The following is a 23103-nucleotide window of genomic DNA, read 5'->3' as shown; positions in this document are numbered from 1 at the left end:
ACGTCGGCCTCGGTCCGTTGTCCGAAGTGGACGGTTTCGAGCTGTTGATCCGGCTGGCCGGTGCGGAACGGGTCGAGGCCGACCCACCGGCGGCGGCCAGGATCGTCCGCCTCTGCCACGGCGTCCCGCTGGCCCTGCGCATCGCGGGCACGCTCCTCGCCCACCGCCCGTGGCGGCCGCTCGCGTGGCTGGCGCGCAGGCTCGAACCGGAGAAGCGCAGGCTCACCGAGCTCAGCTACGGCGGCGAGTCGGTCCGCGCGGCCTACGCGGCGGCGTTCGCGGACGTCGGCGACCCGCTGGTGGCCGCGGCGTTCCGGGTGCTGGGCCGGCACGAGCTGTGCGACGTCACCACGGCGGCGGTGGGCCTCGGCGTCGGCGTGCTGGAGGCGGAGGCGGCGCTGGACCGGCTGGTCGACCTCGGGCTCGCCGAGTGGGGTGACGGCGAGACGTACCGGCTGCCGGGCCTGATGCGGTTGTTCGCCGCCGAGCTCAGTCGCGAGTGGACGGCGGTGGGCTGAGCAGCTGCTCGCGGTGCTGCCACGCGAGCGCCAGCAGCGCCGCGCCCGCCGCCTGCGTCGGTTCGTCGTGCACGAACCGCTCGACGTTCTCGGCGGTGAAGTCGAGCCCGGCCAGCACGCGGCCCTCGTCGTTGTGCGACACCAGGTCACCGAACAGCTCGTCGAAGAGCTCCGCCTCGAACACCGCGACGGTCAGCATGTCCGTCGCGAACGTCAACGGGTCGACGCCCATCCCGAGGTAGGACACGCGGGCCTCGGCCATCCGGCGCGCGAACGGCCAGCCGGCGTAGTCGACCGGCCCGGTGTACTCCTCCGGCGCGCCGAGCAGCTCCTCCGCGAACTCGCGGACCATGCAGTGCCACAGGGAGAAGTCGTTCACGACGTCGGTGGCGGACTGGAAGACCCCGACCGGCAGCACCTGGTACATCCCGCCCGCATGCCCGACCTTGCGCGGGTCGCGCCAGTGCAGGAAGAACGTCGAGCGCCCGCTCGCCCGGTCGTGCCGGATCGTCAGCGTGCTGATCGCGACGTTCACCGGCCGCCGCGCCGGGTCGCACGGATCGCCCACGGCGTCCCGCATCGGCACCGAGTCGGTCTTCCCGAGCTCGCGCGCCGCGTACTCGTGCGCGCACGCCTCCCCCACGTCGATCCCGTCGAAGTAGGACCCGATGCCGAACTTCAGGTGCCTCCCGGCGAATTCGAGCAGCCGGTACGTCGGCCGGTTCTCAAACACCGCGGGCGCCGCGAGTGCCGCCATCGCCTCGGAGTAGCAGCGGAAGCCCTCCGGCAGACCGCTGCTCACGAGCCGGAAATCGGTGGCCCTGGCCAGCTCCAGCGTGAGATCGTGCAGCGGGACCGGTTCCGCCGGCATCCAGTGGGCGGCGGTGAGCAGCGGCGTTCCTGCCACCTTCGGCACGTCCGGGTACTCCGCGGCGGCCTTGACCGCGAAGGCGTGCCGGTGTTCGAGCAGGTGGGCACGGACCTCGAGCCACTGTGCAGGCATGGGCGAGATGGTGTCATGCGGCGGGAGGGTTGATGGAACTTCTCACAGGCGGCGGAATCAACGAGGTCTATCGCACCGGTGACACCGTGCGCCGGCCGACGGGTGCGTGGTCACCGCTCGTGCACGGGCTGCTGCGGCACGTTCGCGCAAAGGGTTTCACCGGTGCGCCCGACTTCCACGGCATCGACGAGGAGGGCCGCGAGGTCCTCACGTTCTTCCCCGGTGATGTCAGCAACTACCCGCTCTCCCCCGCCGCGCGGTCGGAGGAGGCGCTCGTCAGCGCCGCCCGGCTGCTGCGGTCCTACCACGACGCGACTGTCGGCTTCGGTCGCTCCGGCGACTGGATGCTGCCGGCGCGGGAACCGGCCGAGGTGGTCTGCCACGGCGACTTCGCGCCGTACAACTGCGTGCTGGACGGGGACACGGCCGTCGCGATGATCGACTTCGACACCGCCCACCCGGCGCCGCGGCGGTGGGACGTGGCGTACGCGTTGTACCGCTGGGCACCCCTCACCCACCCGGACAACGGCGACGGGTTCGGCACGGTCGAGCAGCAGGCCGCCAGGGCGGCGCGGTTCTGCGACGCCTATGGACTGGAAGACCGCTCAAACCTCGCCGAAGCCGTAGCGGACCGGCTCACCGCGCTCGTCGAGTTCATGCACGCGCAGGCGGACGCGGGCAACGCGGCGTTCGCGAGCCACATCGCGGACGGCCACGACCGGTTGTACCTGCGCGACATCGAGTACATCCGCACCTCGTTCACCGGTCTGCTCGGTTAGGGCACGGGTGACGTGACCGGCTGCCTGCTCGGGATCGCCGCCGCCACGGCCACCGCGGCGAGGGCGGCCACCGCACCGAGGCCCATGACCAGCCGGAACCCGCCTGGGTTCGCCTGGTGGGCGAGAACCGGCCCGGCCACCGCGCTGGAGTCCACGGCCACCACGCACCAGGCTGACCAGCAACATCCGCCGCTTGCCGTACATGTCGCCGAGCCGGCCGACCACCGGCGTCGCCACCGCGCTCACCAGCAGTGTCGCGCTCACCACCCACGCCGTGTCGCCGGGCGACGGGAGGGGCAGTGCGGGCAGCGCCGGCAGCAACGGGATCACCAGGGTCTGCATGAGCGAGACCATGATGCCGCCGAGCGCGAGCACGGCCACCAGGACGGTGGGCGAGCAGTCATCGGCCACCTTTGGTCAGCTGATTGACTTAGGATCGCACCTCCGGCGTTCGGCCGCGGGACGCAGGGGAAGATCTGCGTCGAGCGGAGGGCCCGTCGTGGGCCCGAGGGACTACCGGTGCGATGGTGATCATGAACAAGGCCGAGCGCGTGACCGCGACCCGGGAGGCGATCCTGACGGCGGCGGAACGGCCGTTCGCCGAGCACGGCGTCGGCTTGATCGACGCCCTCGCCGGGCTCTGGCAGGCACCGGTCCACCCGGCGCGATGATGTGTCCGTTGTGGACGGGTCGGGTCACTGCACCGCGCAGGCGCTGCCGTTGAGCGTGAACGCGGACGGTTCCGGGTTGGCGCCGCGGAAGCTGCCGTTGAACCCGAAGGTCACCGAGCCGCCCGGCGCGATCTCGGCGGTGTAGTCCTCGTTCATCGCGCGCACCGATCCGGTGCCGCGCAACAGCTTGGCCCGCCACATCTGAGTCACCGCCTGGTCCCTGCCGAACGTCCAGCCCACCGTCCAGCCGTTGACCGGGGAGGCGCTGGTGTTGCGCAGGGTCACGTCGGCGGTGAACCCGCCCTCCCACCGCGCGGTGATCCGGTAGTCCACGGCGCACGGCCGCGGCGGCGGTGGCGGTGTGGGCCCGGCCGGAGGTGGAGGTGGTGGCGTGGTCGTGACCGGCGTCGACGCGACCGCCTTCGTCGTCGTCCGCGGGTTGTCCAGGCCCTCGCACGGCGGTCCCCACAGCCCGCGGTCCGCCTGTGCCGCAGCCATTTCCGCGTCGGTGTACTTGCCGACGTCGGCGCCCTGGGCCCGCAGCACGCCCTCGCGGATGGCGAGCAACGCGTAGTCGGTGCCGTCTTCGAGGAGCAGGCTGGCCTCGCCGGGCGTGACGCTGCTGAGCCTGACCGGCCGCACCAGCAACGTGGTGCGCGCGAACGCCAGCGCCTGCGGCGCCCAGCACTCCGCGGGCGGGGCGAGCAGGGCGATCCGGAACCTCTTGCCGTCGGCCATCTCCACGGTGATCGGGTCCGGCACCGAGCGCACCACCTGCGGAACTTCCTCCGGTGCGTCGGAGATCAGCGTCGGCGGCTTCAGCACGGGACGGGTCGGGCTCGGCTGCGGGGTCGGCTCACCGCTGCCGCACGCGGTCAGCACCAGCGCGAGCAGCACGGCCGTCAGGGGTCTGGTCATCGGCGGGTGGCGGTCCACGGTCGTGTCGGGGGAAGCAGGGGGTGAGCGTTTCGACGGCCATCTTCGCGAGACTCGCGAACCCCGTCCAGCAACGAACCGATCACGGCTCCCGCGCAAGCGAACAGATCATGTTCACGTTCACATCTTTCTCCTTGCGCGACAGGGACAAGGCCCTGCCGAGCGGAGGCCGCTCCGCTCGGCAGGGGCTCTGCGGTGTTCCCGGCAACATACCGGGATACGAGCCGAGATGATAAACAGTTCAACTACTTGTGAGCGCTCACAGTGAATGCCATGCTGTCGCCCGGTTCGCAGAGCGCACCTGCGTCCGGGGAAGGCCGCCATGGCATCGCAGCACGACACCGTCCACGAGTTGCTCAGACTGCGCGTGAACGGCGTGAACCTCAAGATCGCCGCGGTCCGCCGCACCGGTCGGCTCGCCCCCGTCGTGTTCCTGCACGGTCTCGGTGGCACCAAAGAGGACTACACGGATGTCGTACTGCGCCCCGCCTTCGCCGGCCGCCCGGTCCTCGCCTTCGACGCACCCGGTTGCGGTGCCAGCGAGTGCGCGGACCTCGCCGCGGTCGACATCGCGTTCCTCGTGGACACCACCCGCGCCGTCCTCGACGACCTGGGCACCAGCCGGTTCCACCTCGTCGGCCACTCGATGGGCGGCGTCGCCGGGCTGCTGCTCGCCCACCGCCTGCCGGGCCGGGTGCTGAGCTTCGTCAACATCCAGGGCAACCTCACCCCGCAGGACTGCTTCCTGTCCCGGCCCGCGATCACCGGCCATCGCGACTTCTTCGCCGCGTTCACCGACGCCGTCCGCCGCGCCCCGCACTACGCGAACGAGCTGTACGCGGCGAGCCTGCCGCACAAGGTCCGGCGCGGCGCGGCACACGGCATCCTCGCGTCCATGGTGGAGCTTTCCGACCACGGCGAGCTGATGTCGAAGTTCCTGGCACTGCCGTGTCCGCGGATGTTCCTGTACGGCGAGGAATACGCGGCGTTGCCGTATCTGCCGGGACTCGACGCGTACGGGGTGGAGCTCGCGGAGATCCCGCACAGCGGTCACTTCCCGATGTACTCGAACCCGGTGGCGATGTGGCGGCACATCGCGGAGTTCCACCAGCGCGTGGAATCGGTCCACAGCCGGGACGTCCGCTCCCACGCCTAGCACTGGTCCTGTTGAGGGAAGGAACATGCAAGTCGGCCACGACCGCTCCCCCGGCGTGCTATCCCTTCTCGGTGGGGGGAGTCGAGTTCCGCCTGCTCGGAGCTGTCGGGGCCTGGAACGGGGACCAGGCCGTCGAGCTCGGGCACGGCAGAAGACGGTGTGTGCTGGCCGCGTTGCTCATCGACGCGAACCAGGTGGTGTCGGCGGACCAGCTGCTGGACCGGGCGTGGGGCGACGCGGTGCCGCGGCAGGGGCGTGACACGTTGTACGCGTACCTCTCCCGGCTGCGGCAGGCGTTTCGCGGGCTGGACGTGGAGATCGCGCGCCGCTCCGGCGGGTACGTGCTGAACGTCGACCCGGAAACCGTTGACCTGCACCGGTTCCACCGGCTGGTCGCGCGCGGGCGGGCGGAGAGCGGGGCGGCGCGGCTCGCGTTGCTCGACGAGGCCGTGGCGCTGTGGCGGGGTGAGGCGTTCGCCGGGATGGGGACGCCGTGGCTCGACAGCGTGCGGGAGGACCTGGCCGAGGAGCGGTTCGGCGTCGAGCTGGACCGGGTCGACCTGCGGCTGGAGCTGGGGCTGCACGGCGAGCTGGCGACTGAGCTGGCCGCGGCGGTGCGGGAGCACCCGCTGGACGAGCGGCTGGCCGGGCAGTTCATGCTCGCGCTGTACCGGTCGGGGCGGCAGGCCGAGGCGCTGGCCGCCTACCAGGGCTTGCGCGACCGGCTGGCCGACGCGCTCGGCGTCGACCCGGTGCCGGAGGTGCAGCGGCTGCACACGGCGTTGCTGCGGCAGGCACCCGAGGTCGCTCCTCCGGCGGCGGAACGGCCGCCCGCGCAGGTGCCCGGCGGTGTGCCGCACTTCGTCGGGCGCGCGGAGGCGTTGCGGGAGCTCGGTCGCGCGGTGTCGGTGGTCGTGGGCACCGGCGGGGTCGGAAAGTCCGCGCTCATCGTGCACTGGGCGCACCTGCACGGCGACGAGTTCCCCGACGGGCAGCTGTACGTGAACCTGCGCGGGTACGACACGGCCGAACCGATGACCGCTTCCGCTGCGCTGGAAGGGTTTCTGCGCGCGCTCGGGGTGGAGCGGATTCCGGTCGACGTGGACGAGCGGGCCGCGCTCTACCGGTCCACGCTGGCCGGGCGGCGGATGGTGGTGCTGCTGGACAACGCGCGGTCGGCCGAGCAGGTGCGGCCGTTGCTGCCGGGGCGGCACGGGTGCGTCGTGCTGGTGACGAGCCGCGACGACCTGGCCGGCTGGTGGCCCGCGACGGCGCGCACCGGGTCACGCTGGGGTGCCTGACCGAACCGGAGGCGCTGGAGCTGCTGCGGCGGGTGCTCGCGCGGACCGGGTGGACGCCGAGCCCGGCGGCGGCCGAGCTGGTCGCGCGGTGCGCGGGCTGCCGCTGGCGTTGCGGGTGGCGGCGGAACGGCGGCGGGCCTCGCCGACCTGGTGCGGACTGGACAGCCAGGACGGCCTCGGCGCGCTGGACGTGCCCGGCGACCCGCTTCCGCGGTGCACTGCGTGTTCTCGTGGTCCTACCGGGCGTTGCCGCAGCCGGCCGCGCGGTTGTTCCGGTTGCTGGGCCGCCATCCCGGACCCGACCACAGCGCGGCGGCCGCCGCCGCGCTGGCCGGGGTGGACGTGCCGGCCGCACGGAGGTTGCTGGACGTGCTCAGGTCGGCGCACCTGGTCGAGCAGACCGCACCGGACCGGTTCGCGATGCACGACCTGCTGCGGCTGTACGCCCGCCAGCTCGGTGCGGACGAGCAGGCGCTGGAACGCCTGGCCGACTGGTACCTGCACACCGCATACGCCGCGGTCGACCTGGTGAACCCGGCGATGCTGCACCTGCCGCGGCCGGAGGTGCGCGCCGAGCTGAGCGGCCGCGCGGAGGCGTTGGAGTGGCTGGAGACCGAGCGGCACAACCTGATCGCGCTGATCCACACCGCCGGAGGTCCCACGGCGTGGCGGCTGGCGGACGCGCTGCGCGGCTACTTCTGGTTGCGCAAGTACCACGACGACTGGCTCGACGCGTTGCGCGAGGGGCTGCGTGCGTCCGTTGTGGACGGTGATCTCCGCGCGCAGACCGCGATGCACCACGGGATCGCCACCGCCCGGCTCAGCCTGAGCCACTACGCGCTCGCCGCCGGGCACTTCGAGCAGGCGCGCCGGCTCAGCGAGCGGAGCCGCTGGCACGAGGCGCAGGCCGCCGCGCTCGGCAACCTCGGCATCATCCACCGCCACCGCGGCCGGCTGCGCGACGCCGCCGTCTGCCACGCGCGGGCCCTCGCCGTGGTCAGGTCGATCGGCGCGGAGGTCAGGGAGGCCGAGGTGCTGGGCAACCTCGGCAACGTCCACTACGAGATGGGCCACCTGCGTCTCGCGGAACGCCACTGTCAACGCGCGCTCGTCATCCACCGCGCGCACGCCTCGACGCTCGGTGAGGCGGTCGACCTCAGCCTGCTCGGCCGGATCTCCTTCGACCTCGGCGAGCTCTCCCACTCCGCCGCGTTCTGCAGCGCGGTGCTGCGCATGGACCTCGGCGCGCGCGGCCTGCAGGCGGCGACGCTGGCACACCTCGCGCTGGTCCAGTGCGCTCTGGGGCAGCACGACCAGGCCGCGGTGCACGCGGCCCAGGCACTCGACCTGGCCCGCGACACCGACAGCCGCGGCGCCGAACTTGACGCCCAGAACGCGCTGGCCTCGTCGACCGCCGGTGGTGCCGCTTCGCCAGCCGCCGAACGCCACCGGCACGCCCTCGACCTGGCGCGCGCCGACGGCTACCGGCGCGGCGAGGTGGAGTCCCTGGTCGAGCTGAGCGCCGCGGTGGTGGCGCTCGGCCGTCCCGACCCCGGCCTGGCCGCGCAGGCCGTCTCACTGGCCGCTGAGGCGGGTTTCCGGGTACTCCGTGGCCGCGCTCTCACAGCTCTGGCGCACGCCAGGGCCGCGACCGGTGCCGTCGACGCCGCCGTGGCCAGCGGCGAGGAGGCACTGGGAGTCCACCTCGCCACCGGTCACCGCCTCGGCCACGCCGCCACCACGGCGTTGCTGGCCCAGCTCAGGCGCCTCTAGAACCGGGTGCGGCTCAGGAACGCGCACCGGTCCAGCGGCCGCGGGAACCGGACCTGCGCGCCAGAGGCGCGGACGATCAGCACGACACCAGGCTGCCCCGGAACCCGTTGGGGTTGAGGTCGAGGAAGGCGTCGCTGACCCAGCCCTGCACCCCGGTCGTGACGTCCCGCAGGTAGGTCCACGTGGTGTACGTGACACCGTTGCGAGTCACCGAGTCACCCGTGCCGAAGCAGTGGTAGTCGACGGTGTGCGAGAGCTGGCCCTGACCGTCGGACCTGCACGCGGTGTGCGGCCCGCGGCGGATGTTGACGTTGCTGCCGTCGAAGAACGGGCCCGTCCGCGTGTCCTTGTTGCTGTGCGCGTGCCCGGTGCACGCCATGACGCCGACGCCGGACTCGTTGGTGTCGGCGGCACCGGTGTAGACGGGTGCCGGCTTCTCGTCGGCCGCGCTCGCGGTTCCCACCAGCGCGAGCGACGTGGTGGCCGCGAACAGCACGGCCGCCAGAGCAGAAGAGATCTTCACGTTCGTCCCCCTTCAAGGTTGCTTGCGCCGCACAGCCTGGTCCGGGGACCGTGCCCAAAACCTTGCGCAAAACCTTGAAGCCGAACAAGCCGCGAAGGACCCTCACGAGTGGGACCGGGTGCGGACGTGCGACAACGACCGGGCCACCCTGCCTGGCCCGGTCCGCACTGTGAGGTTCTCAGGCCCGCCAGCGCCTGGACGCGTGGACCACGTCGCCGACCGCACGAGCGAGACTGCCGTCGGCGTCGACGTGGTGCTCGTACTCGGCCTGCGGGAGCGGCTTGGCCGGCTCCTTCGGGACCTCGTACGGGTCGCTGTCGTCCCAACGCAGCCTGCGCGCCGTCTTCACGAACGCGACCGCGGCGGCCAGCAGCAGCACGCCGATCGCGACCGGCCACAAGACCGATTCCGCGACCGCGATGGCGAACTGGACCTGGGCCACCACGACGAACACGACGGTGAGCCCGACCACCGACCACGGGGCCGAGTGTCCGTCCCGTCTGCGCTTGGCGGCACCGGTTGCCCCCATTGGCGTCACCTCCACCGATGTTGACTCGGACATCGGCGATTGATCGCACGGAGTTACAGCGCTCAGCGTACTCCCTGGTCGTTTGGTTGCGCACAGTCATCACCCGCAGTACCGCCCACCAGGCACGAACGGGCGAACCGGCGTGTGCGCGATTCACCCACCGGTGTGATCATCGACGCATGACCGCACTGCACGCCGGCGACCCCGCCGCATTCGCCGCCGATGTACTGGACGAGGGTCCCGCCGAGCTGGAGCACGAACCAGGCGTGGCGTCGCGCCGTCCCACGAAGACGTGCGCGGGCGGCGCGCTGATCCGCGATTCCACCGGACGCGTCATGTTCGTCGTGCCGGCCTACAAGTCCGTGCTGGACATCCCGGGCGGGCTGACCGAGGACGACGAGTCGCCCAAGGCGGCGGCTCTGCGGGAGATCCGCGAGGAGCTCGGCGTCGACCTCGCGCTCGGGCCGCTGCTGGTGGTGGACTGGACCCCGCGCAACGGCGTCTGGCGCGACTGCCACCAGTTCGTGTTCGACGGCGGGGTGCTCGATGACGCCGTGGCCCACGACCCGGAGCTGGAGTCGCTGGTGTACCTGACGCTCGACGAGGCCCGGCCGCGGATCCACCCCTCGCTGCACCGGCGGCTCGTGCTCGCGGTGGCGGCGCTGGAAAGCGGTTCCCCGCGGTACGCGGAGTTCGGGAGGGAGGTCTGATGCGGATCGTCTCGCTGCTGCCGGCGGCGACCGACATCGTCGCGGAGCTGGGACTGGCCGGGCACCTCGTCGGACGCACCCACGAGTGCGACTGGCCGGCGTCGGTCGCCGACGTCCCCGTGGTCACCGGCACCGGCGTCGACCAGGACGCGGTGAGCAGCCGGGAGATCTCCGCGACCGTCCACCGCGGGTCGTCGGTCTTCCGGCTCGACACCGAGCTGCTCTCCGACCTCAAGCCGGACGTGATCCTCACCCAGGACCTCTGCGACGTCTGCGCGGTGTCCTACGAGAGCGTGACCACGGCCGTGCGGCTGATGGACGCCGGGCCGACGGTGCTCAGCCTGGAGCCCTCCACAGTGGACGAGGTGCTCGGCTGCCTGAAGACCGTCGGCGACGTGCTCGGTGTGGACAGCGCGCCGCGGATCGAGCGGTTGCGCGCCCGGATCGGCCACGTCGAGCGGTTGACGGCGGGTCTTCCCCGCCCGCGGGTGGCGGCGATCGAGTGGCTCGACCCGGTGTGGCCGGCCGGTCACTGGGTGCCGGAGCAGATCGCGGCGGCCGGTGGGCTGCCGTTGCTCGCTTCTCCCGGCGAGCACACGGGACCGATCACCTGGCCGGCCGTGCACGAGGCGGAACCGGACGTGGTCCTGCTCCTCCCGTGCGGCTTCCCGGTCGACCGCACCCTCGCCGAGCTGCCCGATCAGGCGTTCCCCGAGACGTGGGTCCTCGACGGCCCGTCGTACTTCAACCGGCCGGGCCCGCGCATCGTGCGCGGTGTCGAGGTGCTGGCCCAGGTCCTGCACGGCGTCGGCCCGGCGTTAGAGCCCGGCGAGGCCATTAAGCTTGTGCCATGGACTTGAGTGCGTTCTCCCGCGTGGAACTGGGCAGCTGGCCGACCCCGCTCGACGACGCCCCGCGCCTGGCCGCCGCACTCGGCACCCAGCCGGTCCTGATCAAGCGCGACGACGTCAACGGCCTCGGCGCCGGCGGCAACAAGCTGCGCAAGCTCGAGTTCCTCCTCGGCGACGCGATCGAGCAGGGCGCGGACACGGTCATCACGTTCGGCGCGCTGCAGACCAACCACGGCCGCCAGACCGCCGCCGCCTGCGCCAAGCTCGGCCTGCGCTGCGAGCTCGTGCTCACCGCCAAGGTCCCGATGACCGGCCCCGCCTACGAGCAGTCCGGCAACATCGTCCTGGACCACATGTTCGGCGCGAACGTGCACGTCTGCGCGACCGCCGAGGAGACCGTCGAGACCTACGACCGGATCAACCACGCCGGCGCCGTCACGCTCCCGGTCGGCGGCTCCAACGCGCTCGGCACGCTCGGTTACGTCGCCGCCGCCGAGGAGCTCGTCGGCCAGCTCGCCGAACGGGGTGTCGACGACGCCCTGATCGTCGTCCCCCAGGGCTCCGGCGCCACCGCCGCGGGCATCGCGCTCGGCATCGAGCTGCTCGGCTGGCCGGGCACCGTCCACGCCGCCAGCGTCTCGCACAGCGCCGAGGAGGCCGCGGCCGAGCTCCGCCAGCTCGCGACCGACGCCGCGGAGCTGCTCGGCGAGCCCGCGCCGAAGCTCGACCACGTGACGGTCACCGACGACACGATCGGGCCCGGCTACGGGGTGCCGACCGACGAGATGTGGGCCGTGCTGAAGCTCTTCGCGTCCACCGAAGGGGTGATCCTGGACCCGGTCTACACCGGCAAGGCGGCGGTGGCGTTCGAGCGGCTCGTCCCCGCCGCGACCAAGCCCGTCGTGTTCCTGCACACCGGCGGACTGCCCGGCTTCTACGGCTACGCACCGCAAGCCGTGGACCGGTACCTCTGAGCTGATCAGTACGCTGGACGGCGTGACCGACCTGGCCGACGACCTCAGCCTGCTTCGCGACCTCGAACGCAGGTTGCTCGTCTACAAGTTCGCGATCGAAGAGCTCATGACCAAGCTGAGGATCCTCAGCGAGGAGTTCGACTACGTGCACCGGCACGACCCGATCGAGCACATCACGAACCGGGTCAAGAAGCCGGAGGGCATCCTGGAGAAGCTGCGGCGCAAGGGGTTGCCGCTCGAACCCGACCTGATCGGCGACCACCTCGACGACATCGCCGGGGTGCGGGTGATCTGCCCGTTCGTCTCGGACGTGTACCGGGTGTCGGCGATGCTGGCGCGCCAGCACGACGTGGACGTGCTGCTCACCAAGGACTACATCGCCACGCCCAAGCCGAACGGGTACCGCAGCCTGCACCTCATCGTGCGGATCCCGGTGTTCCTGTCGGACCGGGTGGAGCACGTGAAGGTCGAGGTGCAGCTGCGGACCATCGCGATGGACTTCTGGGCCACGCTGGAGCACAAGCTGTTCTACAAGTACGACGACCGGCCGCCGGCGGACTTCGTCGACGAGCTCATGTCCTCGGCGTTGATCGCCGCGCAGCTGGACGAGCGGATGGAGTCACTGCACCGCCGCATCCACCAGGACGACCGCTAGCCGCCTGGCCGCCTCGCCGCGCAACACGCCGTAGTGGTCGGCGTCGATGCGGTGCGTCGTGGCGTCGGTCAGGCCGGCCCACTGGTCGAGCTGGCTGTCCAGCAGGTCGGCGGCGACGACCACGGCACGGGTCTGCTGCGGTCCGCGGGCCCGGTGGGCGGCCGAAGCCTGAGCGTGGCGGAGGAAGACCGCCCAGCGCTCGTCCAGCACGTGTGCGGGGACCTGGTGGCCCGCGCGGGCCAGGCGTGCGGAGATCACCAGGGTGTCGGTGAACTCGCCCTCCACGCCGAACGACGCCATCAGGTTGCGGCCGAAGATCTGGAACCACTCGCGTTCGATGCCCTCGGGGTAGTTCTGGTCGACCGGCGGAGTCGAGTCGATCACGGCGAGCAGCGGCGGTTCCGGGTCGCGGGCCGCCATCTCGAACACGATCTGGCCGCCCATCGACCAGCCGGCCAGAACGTCCGGGCGCAGGCCGGCCAGGTCGAGGTCGGTGCGGTAGGCGCGCGCCATCATCGGCAGGGTGGCCAGCGGTTCGACCTCCTGCGACACGGTGACGCGCCAGTCGTCGGGCAGCGCGGCCACGAGGTCGCGGTAGTCCTGGACGCCGCCGCCCGCGCCGTGGACCAGGTGCAGGTGCGTGCCGGGGCCGTCCTGCACGGTCACCAGGGTGCTCGGCGTGGTCTGCTCGTCGGTGCTCTGCAGCTGGGTGACGAGCCGGCGCGGGGTGGGGTCGACGAGCCAGTCGGCGATGTCGACGCGGGCGTCCAGCCGGTCCCGCACGGCCGCGAGGAGCCGCACGACGTGCAGGGAGTGGCCGCCGGAGGCGAAGAAGTCCGCGTCGGGCCCGGTGGGTGGTTCCTCGACGAGGGCGGCCCACTCCTCGGCGATGACGTTCCACTCGGTTCCGGCCGGAAGTGCCTGGTGCTCCACGACTTCCGCCTCCGCCCGGCCGGTGACGGCACGGGTGTGCACCGGCAGCGCGCCGACCGTGAGCGACGGGTCGGAGCGCAGCACCAGGTCGACGTCGTCGAGCAGGCGGACGACGGTGTCGTGGTCGTAGCGGCCGGTGTTGTACTCCAGCTCGGCGCGGTGGCCGCCGTCGACCTCGGCGAACGACATCGCCATGTCGGCGCGGGCCGCGCGGTTGGGGCTGGCGAGCCAGGTGAGGCCGACGTCGCCGAGCTTCAGGTCGAAGCCGATCGGGCCGAGGTAGCTGACGAGCAACGGTGACGCGTCGGTCAGAGATGCTTGCGTGGCAGGGGGAAGCGCGGCGAACACGGCCGGGTACGGCACGTGCTGGTGCGCGAACATCTGCCAGAGGCCGTCACGGGCCCGCGTGACGACCTGCGCGATCGTGTCACCGTCCTCGATGGACGCCCGGACCACGCACAGGTTCGCGGTGTAGCCCATCAGGGCCTGGTCGCGGACGCTCATCCGGTTCGCGGCGACGACACCGAGGCTGATGTCGTTTCCGGCGGTGCGGGCGAGCACGATCTCCAGCGCGGCCAGCATGATCGCGAACGGGGTGGCGAACGACGCCTTGGCCAGTGCCGCGACGCCCGCGCTGGCCTCGGCGCTGAGCATGTGCCTGATCACGACACCGGGGGCGCCGACGCCGAACCGGCCAGGCCGGTCGGCGGCGACCGTGGTGGCGGTGGCACCGTCCAACGTGGACCGCCAGTGGTCGATCGTCTTGTCCCACTTGCCGGCGGCCCGGGCCTCGTGCTGCTCGGCCGCGTACACCGTGAAGGGCACGGGTTCGGAGTCGAACTCGCCGCCCTCGTAGGCGATCGACAGCTCGGCCATCAGCAGCTGGATCGCCCAGCCGTCCAGCACGATGTGGTGGACGGTGAGCAACAGCTCGTGCCGGTCGCCGACGCGCACGTGCGTCAAGCGCGCCAGCGGGGCGTCGGCGAGGTCGATCGGCTGTTCCTGGACCTCCTCGGCGATGAGGCGGGCCAGTTCCTCGTCGTTCTCCTCGACCTCGACGACGTGCAACCGGGCCGTGCGGGTGTCGTGCACGGTCAGCGTGATGTCGTCGCCGGTGCGCTGGACGGCCGTGCGCAGCGCCTCGTGCCGGTCGGTGAGGCGCTGCCAGGCCGCGCGCAGGCGTTCGGCGTCGAGCGGGCGGTCGCAGAGCAGCCGCCAGGTGAGGTTGTAGAGGGACTTGTTGCGGGCCCGCTGGTGGATCCACCAGACGGACTCCTGCATCGCGGTCGCGGGACTAACGAACACCCTGCGCCTCCAGGAACTCGGCGAGCAGCCGCTTGCGGTCGACCTTGTCGATGTCGGTCAGCGGGATCTCGGCGCGGTGGTGGAACGCGCGCGGCCGCATGTAGACCGGCAGGGTGTCGGTGAGGCTCGTCAGCTCGTCCTCGCCCACCTCGGCACCGGTGTGGAACGCGTGCAGGTCGATCTCGCCGTCGGCCGCGGTGACGGCCAGCACGACGGCCTCGACGACGCTCGGGTGGCGGCGCAGCACGGACTCGATCTCACCGAGCTCGACCCGGTTGCCGCGCACCTTCACCTGGTGGTCGATCCGTCCCATGTGGACGAGCTCGCCGCCCTCCAGCCGCACCCGGTCACCCGTGCGGTACCAGAGGTCGTCGGAGATCGGCGCGGAGCCGTCGTAGAGGGTGCCGCGGGTCTCGCCGTCCTTCCAGGAGACGAACCGGCCGATGTTCTCGCTCTCGGTGAGGTAGCCGGGGAACCGCTGCGAGCCGCGCACGCACAGCTCGCCGTCGTCCTCCTGCGGTTCGAACTCGTCGTTGAACAGCACGAAGTCCAGGTGGTCGAACACCGTGCCGATGGGCGCGGAACCGTTGGACGTGACGATCCGGTCCTGCGGGTTCGCGGGCACCTCGTAGGCGGTGACGATGCACGCCGCCTCGCTCGGGCCATAGCAGTTGATCACCGCGGTGTTCGGCGCGGCCTGGGTCCAGGCCTCGATCTGTTCCACGGTCAGGGGTTCGCCGCCGAACGAGCTGAGCCGCAGCGTCGGCATGCTGTTCGGCGCGAGGGCCCGCAGGCGCTTGGCGAACGAGATCAGCGACGGCACCGACATCCAGTGGGTGAGCCGCTTGCCGCTGATGAACTTCACCGGCGTGAGCACGTCACCGCGTTCCGCCACGACGAGGGTCGCGCCGGAGCCCCAGGCGCCGAACATCGACAGGATCGAGCCGTCGAAGCACATCTCGAAGGTCTGCGCGACCCGGCAGTCCGGGCTGAGCTTGTAGCGCTTCATCACCTCGGCCAGGAACCAGCTGACGTTGGTGTGCGTGACCGGGACGCCCTTGGGCTTGCCGGTGGCGCCGCTGGTGTAGACGACGTAGGAGCCCTCGTCGAGGTCGGGCCTGATGATGTCCGGGATCGCGGTCCCGCCACCGGGCAGCAGGAAGCTGCGCCAGCGGTCGCCGGTCATGTCGAACAGCGGGATGTCCGTCTTCGCGCGGTACTCGTCGAGGCCCTCGCCGGAGCTGTCGTCGATCATGGTGAAGTCGACGGCGGCGTCCTCGGTGATGCCGAGGTTGCGCACGGCGGGCGCGGCGGGGTTGAGCGCCACGGCGGTGGCGCCGAGCCGGAGCGCGGCCAGGTAGGAGATGTACCCGATGAGGCTGCGCGAGGTCATCAGCCCGACGCGCTTGGGTGCGCGGCCGAGGTTCTCCAGCATGGCGGCGCTGACCCGTTCGACGGCCTCCTGCAGCTCCGCGTAGGTCAGGGTGGCGCTGGACATCTCGATCGCGACGTTGTCCGGGTACTCCTGGGCGGACGCGTGGAACCAGTCGTAGAGGGAGCGGGTGGTCAGCACGGTTGCCTCCGGGGCGAGATCGGTTTCGAGCTGCAGCAGGTGGCGCAGGGTGTTGTGCACGAGCGACGCGCGCGGCCTGCCCCTGCGCGCGGAGTCGACGGCGAACCGCAGCGCCTTGGGCAGTCCCTCCCACGCCGTGCCCGCGTCGGTGTGGCCGAGCAGCCGGTGCCGGAACGCCCGGTGCTGCGCCGCGGTCCACAGGTCGTCGAGGTTGCGTTCGGTGATGCGGTCGGCGAGGAACGGCAGCACCTCGTCGTCGGTCTGCAGCCACTCGCCGTCGAGGTGGGGTGTGACGCCGGGGCCTGGTTCCCGTTTCAGCCAGAGCGGGCCGGGCGGTTGTTCGAGCGGAAAGCCGAACACGTGCTCGTTCCTGAGCTTCTGCTCGACCGTCCAGTCTTCCGGGCGCATGGCGTCGACCAGCTGCCCGGTCGTGAGCCAGCCGGCGTGCGGGTGCTGCTCGCCGTCCTGCAGCAGACCGGCGAACCCGTCTCGCACGTACCAGCGGTTCTGCCTGTTGCGTTCGACCAGCACCCAGTGGGGCGCCGGTGTCTTGCTCGGTGACCACGGCAGTTTGGCGTTGTCGGTGATGACCAGGCAGCGCCCGTGCTTCTCCAGCTCGTCGGTGATGTCGTGGACCGGATCGCCGGTGGCGTAGGCGAGCTGGGTGCCGTCCGGCAGCCGGTTCAGCGGGTAGCGGTGGTGCGAGAACGCGAGCTCGTCCAGATCCGTGCGCACCGCCAGCCGCACCGACTCGGCGAAGGTCGCCTCGGTCCCCGCGAACTCGCTCGCCAGGTAGGCGACGAGGTTCGTCGTGTAGCAGCTCAGCCCGGTGATCACGGCGCCTCCAGGAACGCCACGCTCACCGGCACCGCGCTGTGCCGCAACCGGCTCCACCGCACCCCGCGCCACGTCCCGCTGGCCTGCCCGCGCGCCACCGGAATCGTCCACGGCCGCCCCGACAACCCTTCACCGGTCGCCTTCACACACGCCTCCTGCACGGTCCACACCCAGGCGAACTCCAAGTCCCGCTCCCCCTCCGGCAACTCCGCCAGCTCCCCCACCCCGCACCGCCGCAACAACCCCGGCGACGCCGACACCGGCAGCTGCACGTCCACGCCGACCCCCAGCCCCTTGCCCCTGCGGCACGCCGCCGCCACGTACCCGCCGTCGTGGGCGAGGCTGATCGACAGGTCGGAGTGGTCAGGCAGGTACGGCTGCCCGCTCTCGCGCACGGCGATCTTCACCTCGCCGAGCTCGGCGAGCAGGCTGCGCAACAAACCTCGGGCGGCCGCGTACTCGTGTGCGCGCACAACCGAGAGGTGGGCCGCTGCCTGGACGTCGGCCGGGTGCAGCTCGACGTCGTCGATGGCGGCGACCGCGACCCTCACCGCACCTCCAGCAAGTCGTCCGCGTGGTCAGCGACCCCTGCCAGCATCGCCCCCACGGCCCCTCCCGCGATCCCGAACATCGCCACCGCCGCCCGCAGCTCCGCGATCCCGCCGTCCACGAACGCGTCCGCCCCCAGCAGCTGCGTGCACTCCCGCAGCACCACGTCCAGCCCGTCGGCCACGGCCACCTTCAACGCCATCGCCGACGCCATGTCCCCCGCGGCCGACGACACCGCCGCCAGCCGCCACGTCTCCACCACGCACCGCGCGAACCGTTCGCGCACCGCCGCGTTGTCCCACAGCACGCCCTCCACCAGCGCCCGCGTGCTCAGCCGCGCCCGCACGTCCCGCACACCCGGCGGCACAACGCCACCGCCCACAGCGCGCCGGCCCGGCGTTCGGCGGCCACCTGCACCGCGAACGACGCCAGACCCCGTCCGGGCGGGCCGACCAGAGCAGAACGGTCCAGGACCACCTCGTCCAGGGTGATCGCGCCGATCCCCGCCCCGTCGAACAGCGACGTCGGTTCCGGCGTCACCCGCACGCCCGGCGCGTCCAGTGGCACCAGCACCCAGCAGAAGCTCGTGAAGTGCTGCACCGGCTTGTGCCGCGCCAGCACCAGCGCGTGCGAGGCGTGGCGCTCGTGTCGCTGAGCCCCACAGCACCACCGCGATCGAGCAACGCCAGCGCGCCGTTGGCCAGCAGCAGGCGGTCGTTCGAGTAGTTCAACGACGCCGAACGCAGGTCGCGGAAGACCCGCTCCAGGTCCGACGACCGCATGTACCCGTGCCGCAACCCGACCAGCTCGACCATCTCGTCGACCGCGGCGAAGCACTCGACCGCAGCCCGCACCTTCACCGTGTTGACCAGCACCTGCCCGGCACCGACCGAGAAGTCGGCGTCGAGGGTGTGCTGCAACAACGCGTTCACCACGTCCAGCCGCTCACGGATCCGCGCCACCCGCGTCAGCAACAGCTCCGACGACGGGTCGAACTGCCGCGAACCCCGCACCAGCTCCAGCACCCGCGAGAACGCACCCGACGCCGCACCCAGCCACGCCGCCGCCCAGCCGATGTGCGCCAACGGCCCGAAGGTCGCCGTCACCACATCACGGAACCCACCGGGCGCACCGACGACCTGAGCCGCGGGAACCACACCGGCCAGCCGCATCGGCACGCTGTGGGTCGCGCGCATGCCCAGCGGGTCCCAGCCACCGAGCACCTCGACCACGTCGAGCTGCGACCGGTCCGCGTACACCAGCGACACCTGCGTCGGAGTGACAGCGTCCGGCGCCAGCACCGTCACGAGGAACGCGTCCGCGTGCACACCGCCCGTCACGATCGGCGCGTCCCGGTCGATCCGCAGCGAGCCGTCCACCCAGTCCACAGTGGACTCCGACGACAGCAGGTGCCCGCCCTTGCCCTTCTCCGTGGTCACCGACGCCAGGTACACCCGGCCCGACCGGATCCGGTCCACCAGCGCCGGAGCGTGGCGCACCAGCGCGAACGCCTGCTGGCAGTGCATCGCGTAGATCATCGCGACGGACATGTCCTCGCGCCCGAGCCGCAGCGTCACGTCCACGACGTCGCGCACCGTGCCGACCACGGGCAGCGCCAGCAGCCCGCTGTCCCGCAACGCCTCCAGCGCCTCAAGAGGAAACGCGGCATCGGCGTCGCACCGGCCGGCGTGCTCGGCGGTGACCGCGAGCACCTTCTCCAGCGCGGGGATCACGACGCGATCCGCAACGAGTCGACCGCCGCCCACAGGCTGCCCGCCGTCGCGAAGGTCGCGTCGGTCAGCAGCTCGTCGGGCAGCGACACCCGGTAGTTGTCCTCGATCGCGAACAGCAGCTCGATGGCGCGCATCGAGTCCAGCCCCAGGTCGCGCAACGACGACTCGGGCGTGATGGTGCCCGCACCCGCGTACTTCAGGAACGGCCGCAGCACGGCCGGGAATTCAGCGTCCATTACAAGCCCCTCTCTCGTCTGAGCTCCAGCCGCGACTCGTCGACGACCACGCCACCGTCCACGACCACCTCGTCGGCCAGCGGATGCCCCAGGAACGCCACCAGCGAGGCGTAAAGCCCGTACGCACCGACGTTGGGAACGCTCACCACGTCACCGGGCGACACCGGTGCGACGTCGGCGGCGCGCGCCCACGTGTCGACCGGCGTGCACAACGGGCCGGCGACGATCGTGTCCGGCACCGGCGAACCAGGTGCCTGCACGTCCGGCACGATCGGCGGCAACCGGCGCAGCCCCGACATGCCGCCGAGGTGGTTCACCCCGGACTCCAGCACCAGCACCGGCCGCTCCTGCGAGCGCTTCACGTCGAGCACCCGCGTCCGCAACGTCCCGCAGGTCGCCGTCAGGTAGCGCCCCGACTCGAACGCCACCACCGGCCACCCGGACCGCCAGCCGGGGAACGTCTCGTCCAGCAGGTCGGCGAGGCCGTCCGCCAGGCCGGGGAAGACCGGCAGTTGTCCCGCCCTGGCGAACGGCGCCCCGAACCCGCCGCCGAGGTCGAGGACCTCCACGCCGAGCCCGGTCTCGGCGGCCAGCCGGCGAGCCGTGCGCGCCGCCTGCCGGAACTGGTTCAGCAACGCGCCCTCGTCGCTGATGTTCGTGCCCATGTACAGGTGGAACCCGACCACCGCCACGTTCTCGCGCGACCCGAACGCCTCCGGCTCGCGCAGCACCCAGGTGAGATCCGCGCCGAACTGCGACGGCACACCGGTCATCGTCAGGCCGTGGCCGGGCACCGGTTGTTCGTCGTTGATCCGCACGATCGCCTTGACCGGCACGCCCAGGGCGTTCAGCTGGTCGAGGCCGAAGGGCGAGTCGACGGAGAACTGCGTGACGCCCTCCTTCACCGCCTCCCGCAGGTCCTCGTCGCGCTTGCCCGGCCCGGTGTACAGCAGCTGCTCACCGTCGTAGCCGGCCTCCAGCGCCACCCGCAGCTCGCCCGGCGAGCACACCTCGGCCAGGCATCCCTGCTCGCGCAACGTGCGCACCACGAACGGGTGCGGGTTCGCCTTGAGCGAGTAGTAGATCTCGCTCGGCTGCGGCAACGACGAGCGCAGCAGCCCGTAGCACCGCCGCACCTCGTCCAGGTCGTAGACGTACTCAGACATGACTGAGCTTCTTCCGGTCGACCTTGCCGTTGGGGGTCAACGGGATCTCCGCCACGACCACGCACGACCGGGGCGCCTTGGCGTCCTCGATCTGCTCGCGCAGCAACGCGAGCACCTGCTCGGCGCTCAGGTCCGTGACCGCGAACAACGTCGCCCCGTGCTGCCCGTTGACCGGTGGCAGCACCGCGGCGGCCTCGACGCCGGGCACCCGGTGCGCCGCCGCCTCGACCTCGGTGACGCTGACCCGCGAGCCGTGCTCCTTGTAGATGTCGTCGCGCCGGCCGACGAAGTACAGGTAGCCGTCGGAGTCCAGGCGCCCGTAGTCGCCGGTGCGCAGCTTGGGGAACAGGCCCTCGTCGCGCGGGAAGCGGTGCGCGGTCAGCTCGGGCCGCCGCCAGTAGCCGCTCATCACGTTCGGCCCGCGCACCACGATCTCGCCGACCTCACCGACCGGCACCGGCGTGCCGTCCGGGTCGACGACCAGGATCTCGGTGCCCGGCAACGCCTTCCCGCACGCGCCGGGCCGGCGCAGGTCCTCGTCCTTCGGCATGATCGCCGCGCGCTTGCACTCGGTCAGGCCGAACATCAGCTGCACCTGCAACCCGAAGATCTGGTGCCGCAGCTCGGCGACCACCTCGGCCTGCATCGCCGCACCGGTGTTCGTGATCAGCCGCAACGACGGCGGCTGCGTGCCCGGTCGCGCCAGCATCCGCGCCAGCCCGGCCGCCATCGCCGGCACCGCGGGCAGCACCGTCGCACCGCACGCCCGCAGGTGCCTCACCAGCTGCGGACCGGCGTCCGCCGCGCTGCCGAGCTGCAGCCGCGCCCCGGCCAGCGTGCTCAGGAACACCTGGTAGAGCCCGTAGTCGAACGCCAGCGGCAACGCGCAGAACACCGTGTCGTTCGGCAGGTACTCCAGCTGCGACTGGATGGCCTGCGCGGCGAAGACGACCTGCGCGTGCGTGGAGACGACCGCCTTGGGCATCCCGGTGCTGCCCGAGGTGTAGACGAGGCACACCGGGTCGACCGCGATCGGTCCGGCCACCGCCTCCTCGTCACCGCAGGCCACCGCCTTGCGCACCTCGTCGAGGTCGCGCAGCACCAGCACCGGTTCGCAGTCCTCGACCACGTGCGTGATCGCGACCTCCGGCGAGCGCGGGTTGAGCACGCTGAACACCGCGCCGGCCCGTGAGCATCCGTACAGCAGCGCGGGCATCAGCACGTCGACCGGTGCGACGATGACGACCCGGTCACCGCGCCGCACGCCCTGGCGGTGCAGCCAGGTCGCGATCCGGGCGCTGGCCCGGCGCAGCTCGCGGTAGGTCAGCGTCGCGTCACCGTGCCCGACGGCCAGCGAGTCCGGCCGGGACCGGGCCGCGCGGTCGAGGAAGTCGTGCAGCAACGTCATGGTGTGCTCCCCGCAGGAGATCCGAACAAGCCGCACAACGAGTCCAGGTCGCGCAGGCTGTCCGGGGTGAGCGCCTCGGCCTCCACCTCGACGCCCAGCCGCGCCTCGACCCGTTCGATCACGTCGACCAGCCGGAACGAGCTGAACCCCGGGAGTTCCCGCAACGGCGTCCGGCCGCTGTGCACCGGGTTCGCCAGCACCTCACTGAGCTCGGCCGCCACCGCGGACCGCACGCGGGTCAGCTCTTCGTCACGCTGGAGCAACCTGGTGAGCTCGGCCGGCACGCTCGGCACCAGCACCCCGCCGCGCAACACCCGCCGCATCGCCACGTAGCTGTGCGCCGCCAGCGCGTTCCACTCGCGGGCGTGCTCCTCGAACGTCGCCGAGTCGAGCCACACCGCGTGCAGCCCGCGCGCCCTGGCCAGCAGCCAGACGTCGAGCACGAGCTGCTCCACGTCCGCGCACACCGCCTCGACGTCGACCGTGCTCACGAACGGTGCAATCGCCCGCGGCGCGGGCAGCTCGCCGAACGCCAGCTCGACGACGGCCGCCCTGGGCAGCTGGTCCCACGGGATCCGCCAGACGCCCGGCCGGGCATCGCCCCAGGGCGTGCCGTTGTGGTAGCCGTCGACGACCTCGCACGCACCGCCGCCGTCGCGGAACAGGAAGCTGTGGTCCATGTGCTGGTGGCCCGCGTACGGCACCCAGCTCAGGTCGAACGCGTCCGCCACCGCGTACTGCAGCTCGTCGGTCGCCCGGTCGCGCAGCACGGCGTCGTCGTGGCGCTTCACGACCTGCAGGCCGAGCAGCCGGGACGCCTGCGCGAGCCGGGAGTCCAGTGTGGACTCGGTGGTCAGCTCGGAGCCGAGCACGACGTGGGCGCCGGGGCCGTGGTGGCGGTCGGCGAGGATGGCGAGGTTGACCTGCAGGCAGTCCATCAGGTCGGCGCGCAGTCCGGTGAAGGCGGTGAAGTCGGTGCTCACG

General features: G+C 71.8%; 25 protein-coding genes and 1 pseudogene. 10 read left to right on the top strand and 16 right to left on the bottom strand.

Annotated elements, in window-relative coordinates; all coding sequences use genetic code 11:
* Positions 1-26 precede the first annotated feature (26 nt).
* Positions 27-518: a hypothetical protein gene (locus BBK82_RS26385; protein ID WP_154697505.1), complete on the top strand. Its 492-nt coding sequence runs from the start codon at positions 27-29 to the stop codon at positions 516-518.
* On the opposite strand, the gene BBK82_RS26380 is transcribed toward BBK82_RS26385, so the two are convergent.
* The gene (locus BBK82_RS26380) at positions 490-1521 is read right to left on the bottom strand and encodes a hypothetical protein (protein WP_065917421.1); all 1032 of its coding nucleotides are present in this window, start codon (positions 1519-1521) and stop codon (positions 490-492) included. The genes BBK82_RS26385 and BBK82_RS26380 overlap by 29 nt on opposite strands.
* Positions 1522-1553: 32 nt before the next feature.
* Between BBK82_RS26380 and BBK82_RS26375 the strand changes: the two genes are divergently transcribed.
* Entirely contained in the window at positions 1554-2300 is a 747-nt protein-coding gene (locus BBK82_RS26375) for an aminoglycoside phosphotransferase family protein (protein WP_065917420.1), read from the top strand.
* On the opposite strand, the gene BBK82_RS52805 is transcribed toward BBK82_RS26375, so the two are convergent.
* Positions 2297-2461: a hypothetical protein gene (locus tag BBK82_RS52805; RefSeq protein ID WP_170067837.1), complete on the bottom strand. Its 165-nt coding sequence runs from the start codon at positions 2459-2461 to the stop codon at positions 2297-2299. The genes BBK82_RS26375 and BBK82_RS52805 overlap by 4 nt on opposite strands.
* 7 nt (positions 2462-2468) lie before the next feature.
* Positions 2469-2654, bottom strand: a pseudogene (locus BBK82_RS52800) (MFS transporter); the annotation flags it as partial.
* Positions 2655-2833: 179 nt separating this feature from the next.
* On the opposite strand from BBK82_RS52800, the gene BBK82_RS52795 reads away from it, so the two are divergent.
* Entirely contained in the window at positions 2834-2971 is a 138-nt protein-coding gene (locus BBK82_RS52795) for a hypothetical protein (protein ID WP_218920796.1), read from the top strand.
* Between the two features lie 24 nt (positions 2972-2995).
* On the opposite strand, the gene BBK82_RS26370 is transcribed toward BBK82_RS52795, so the two are convergent.
* Positions 2996-3889: a cellulose binding domain-containing protein gene (locus BBK82_RS26370; protein WP_065917419.1), complete on the bottom strand. Its 894-nt coding sequence runs from the start codon at positions 3887-3889 to the stop codon at positions 2996-2998.
* A gap of 340 nt (positions 3890-4229) precedes the next feature.
* Here BBK82_RS26370 and BBK82_RS26365 point away from each other — a divergent pair, with 340 nt between their 5' ends.
* The 3 genes from BBK82_RS26365 (at position 4230) to BBK82_RS26355 (ending at position 8137) form a co-directional block, all read left to right on the top strand.
* Entirely contained in the window at positions 4230-5063 is an 834-nt protein-coding gene (locus BBK82_RS26365; RefSeq protein WP_065917418.1) for an alpha/beta fold hydrolase, read from the top strand.
* A 71-nt stretch (positions 5064-5134) separates the two neighbouring features.
* Positions 5135-6364, top strand: a complete 1230-nt coding sequence (locus BBK82_RS56105; RefSeq protein WP_170067965.1) for an AfsR/SARP family transcriptional regulator — start codon at positions 5135-5137, stop codon at positions 6362-6364.
* Between the two features lie 222 nt (positions 6365-6586).
* The gene (locus tag BBK82_RS26355; protein ID WP_154697504.1) at positions 6587-8137 is read left to right on the top strand and encodes a tetratricopeptide repeat protein; all 1551 of its coding nucleotides are present in this window, start codon (positions 6587-6589) and stop codon (positions 8135-8137) included.
* 76 nt (positions 8138-8213) lie between these two features.
* On the opposite strand, the gene BBK82_RS26350 is transcribed toward BBK82_RS26355, so the two are convergent.
* Together BBK82_RS26350 and BBK82_RS26345 are read right to left on the bottom strand one after the other, a co-directional pair.
* Entirely contained in the window at positions 8214-8660 is a 447-nt protein-coding gene (locus BBK82_RS26350) for a hypothetical protein (protein ID WP_154697503.1), read from the bottom strand.
* Positions 8661-8838: 178 nt separating this feature from the next.
* Complete coding sequence (locus BBK82_RS26345) at positions 8839-9189, bottom strand: hypothetical protein (protein WP_065917414.1); 351 nt, start codon at positions 9187-9189, stop codon at positions 8839-8841.
* 179 nt (positions 9190-9368) lie between these two features.
* Here BBK82_RS26345 and BBK82_RS26340 point away from each other — a divergent pair, with 179 nt between their 5' ends.
* The 4 genes from BBK82_RS26340 to BBK82_RS26325 are packed head-to-tail and all read left to right on the top strand — an operon-like array spanning position 9369 to position 12379.
* Positions 9369-9899, top strand: a complete 531-nt coding sequence (locus BBK82_RS26340; RefSeq protein WP_065917413.1) for an NUDIX domain-containing protein — start codon at positions 9369-9371, stop codon at positions 9897-9899.
* Positions 9899-10759: a TroA family protein gene (locus tag BBK82_RS26335; RefSeq protein ID WP_065917412.1), complete on the top strand. Its 861-nt coding sequence runs from the start codon at positions 9899-9901 to the stop codon at positions 10757-10759. Before BBK82_RS26340 ends, BBK82_RS26335 begins: the two co-directional genes overlap by 1 nt.
* Positions 10750-11724 (top strand): D-cysteine desulfhydrase family protein, encoded by a 975-nt coding sequence (locus BBK82_RS26330; protein ID WP_065917411.1) that lies wholly within the window; start codon positions 10750-10752, stop codon positions 11722-11724. The genes BBK82_RS26335 and BBK82_RS26330 overlap by 10 nt, the downstream gene beginning before the upstream one ends.
* Before the next feature lie 22 nt (positions 11725-11746).
* Entirely contained in the window at positions 11747-12379 is a 633-nt protein-coding gene (locus BBK82_RS26325; RefSeq protein ID WP_269466106.1) for a GTP pyrophosphokinase, read from the top strand.
* Here the strand turns inward: BBK82_RS26325 and BBK82_RS26320 are convergent.
* Genes BBK82_RS26320 through BBK82_RS26275 form a run of 10 tightly spaced genes read right to left on the bottom strand, consistent with a single transcriptional unit; the run spans position 12344 to position 23102 of the window.
* Entirely contained in the window at positions 12344-14617 is a 2274-nt protein-coding gene (locus tag BBK82_RS26320; RefSeq protein WP_218920340.1) for a condensation domain-containing protein, read from the bottom strand. The genes BBK82_RS26325 and BBK82_RS26320 overlap by 36 nt on opposite strands.
* On the bottom strand, positions 14607-17027 hold the full coding sequence (locus BBK82_RS26315) for an AMP-binding protein (protein WP_218920339.1): 2421 nt from the start codon (positions 17025-17027) through the stop codon (positions 14607-14609). Before BBK82_RS26315 ends, BBK82_RS26320 begins: the two co-directional genes overlap by 11 nt.
* Positions 17024-17578 carry a 4'-phosphopantetheinyl transferase family protein gene (locus BBK82_RS26310; RefSeq protein ID WP_065917408.1) on the bottom strand — a complete coding sequence of 185 codons (555 nt, stop codon included), beginning with the start codon at positions 17576-17578 and terminating at the stop codon, positions 17024-17026. The genes BBK82_RS26315 and BBK82_RS26310 overlap by 4 nt, the downstream gene beginning before the upstream one ends.
* A complete protein-coding gene (locus BBK82_RS26305; protein ID WP_154697501.1) occupies positions 17575-17943 on the bottom strand; it encodes a hypothetical protein in 369 nt (122 codons plus the stop codon). Before BBK82_RS26305 ends, BBK82_RS26310 begins: the two co-directional genes overlap by 4 nt.
* Complete coding sequence (locus BBK82_RS26300; RefSeq protein ID WP_065917406.1) at positions 17907-18149, bottom strand: acyl-CoA dehydrogenase family protein; 243 nt, start codon at positions 18147-18149, stop codon at positions 17907-17909. The genes BBK82_RS26305 and BBK82_RS26300 overlap by 37 nt, the downstream gene beginning before the upstream one ends.
* Positions 18113-19309 (bottom strand): acyl-CoA dehydrogenase family protein, encoded by a 1197-nt coding sequence (locus BBK82_RS26295; protein ID WP_065917405.1) that lies wholly within the window; start codon positions 19307-19309, stop codon positions 18113-18115. The genes BBK82_RS26300 and BBK82_RS26295 overlap by 37 nt, the downstream gene beginning before the upstream one ends.
* Complete coding sequence (locus tag BBK82_RS26290; protein WP_065917404.1) at positions 19306-19545, bottom strand: acyl carrier protein; 240 nt, start codon at positions 19543-19545, stop codon at positions 19306-19308. Before BBK82_RS26290 ends, BBK82_RS26295 begins: the two co-directional genes overlap by 4 nt.
* Positions 19545-20711 carry a type III PLP-dependent enzyme domain-containing protein gene (locus tag BBK82_RS26285; RefSeq protein ID WP_065917403.1) on the bottom strand — a complete coding sequence of 389 codons (1167 nt, stop codon included), beginning with the start codon at positions 20709-20711 and terminating at the stop codon, positions 19545-19547. Before BBK82_RS26285 ends, BBK82_RS26290 begins: the two co-directional genes overlap by 1 nt.
* The gene (locus BBK82_RS26280; protein WP_065917402.1) at positions 20704-22119 is read right to left on the bottom strand and encodes a class I adenylate-forming enzyme family protein; all 1416 of its coding nucleotides are present in this window, start codon (positions 22117-22119) and stop codon (positions 20704-20706) included. The genes BBK82_RS26285 and BBK82_RS26280 overlap by 8 nt, the downstream gene beginning before the upstream one ends.
* Positions 22116-23102 (bottom strand): hypothetical protein, encoded by a 987-nt coding sequence (locus tag BBK82_RS26275; protein ID WP_065917401.1) that lies wholly within the window; start codon positions 23100-23102, stop codon positions 22116-22118. The genes BBK82_RS26280 and BBK82_RS26275 overlap by 4 nt, the downstream gene beginning before the upstream one ends.
* Position 23103: the final 1 nt, after the last annotated feature.

The organism is Lentzea guizhouensis (assembly GCF_001701025.1).
GTDB classification, from domain to species: Bacteria; Actinomycetota; Actinomycetes; order Mycobacteriales; family Pseudonocardiaceae; genus Lentzea; species Lentzea guizhouensis.
Note: the sequence above shows the minus strand (reverse complement) of the source record. Positions and strands in the feature narration are given on the sequence as shown.

Coding starts and splice junctions, on each gene's coding strand:
- BBK82_RS26290 (WP_065917404.1), bottom strand. CDS start 19,545: ATGGACGCTGAATTCCCGGCCGTGCTGCGGCCGTTCCTGAAGTACGCG.
- BBK82_RS26280 (WP_065917402.1), bottom strand. CDS start 22,119: ATGACGTTGCTGCACGACTTCCTCGACCGCGCGGCCCGGTCCCGGCCG.
- BBK82_RS26340 (WP_065917413.1), top strand. CDS start 9,369: ATGACCGCACTGCACGCCGGCGACCCCGCCGCATTCGCCGCCGATGTA.
- BBK82_RS26335 (WP_065917412.1), top strand. CDS start 9,899: ATGCGGATCGTCTCGCTGCTGCCGGCGGCGACCGACATCGTCGCGGAG.
- BBK82_RS26330 (WP_065917411.1), top strand. CDS start 10,750: ATGGACTTGAGTGCGTTCTCCCGCGTGGAACTGGGCAGCTGGCCGACC.
- BBK82_RS26285 (WP_065917403.1), bottom strand. CDS start 20,711: ATGTCTGAGTACGTCTACGACCTGGACGAGGTGCGGCGGTGCTACGGG.
- BBK82_RS26365 (WP_065917418.1), top strand. CDS start 4,230: ATGGCATCGCAGCACGACACCGTCCACGAGTTGCTCAGACTGCGCGTG.
- BBK82_RS26345 (WP_065917414.1), bottom strand. CDS start 9,189: ATGGGGGCAACCGGTGCCGCCAAGCGCAGACGGGACGGACACTCGGCC.
- BBK82_RS26375 (WP_065917420.1), top strand. CDS start 1,554: ATGGAACTTCTCACAGGCGGCGGAATCAACGAGGTCTATCGCACCGGT.
- BBK82_RS52795 (WP_218920796.1), top strand. CDS start 2,834: ATGAACAAGGCCGAGCGCGTGACCGCGACCCGGGAGGCGATCCTGACG.
- BBK82_RS26370 (WP_065917419.1), bottom strand. CDS start 3,889: ATGACCAGACCCCTGACGGCCGTGCTGCTCGCGCTGGTGCTGACCGCG.
- BBK82_RS26380 (WP_065917421.1), bottom strand. CDS start 1,521: ATGCCTGCACAGTGGCTCGAGGTCCGTGCCCACCTGCTCGAACACCGG.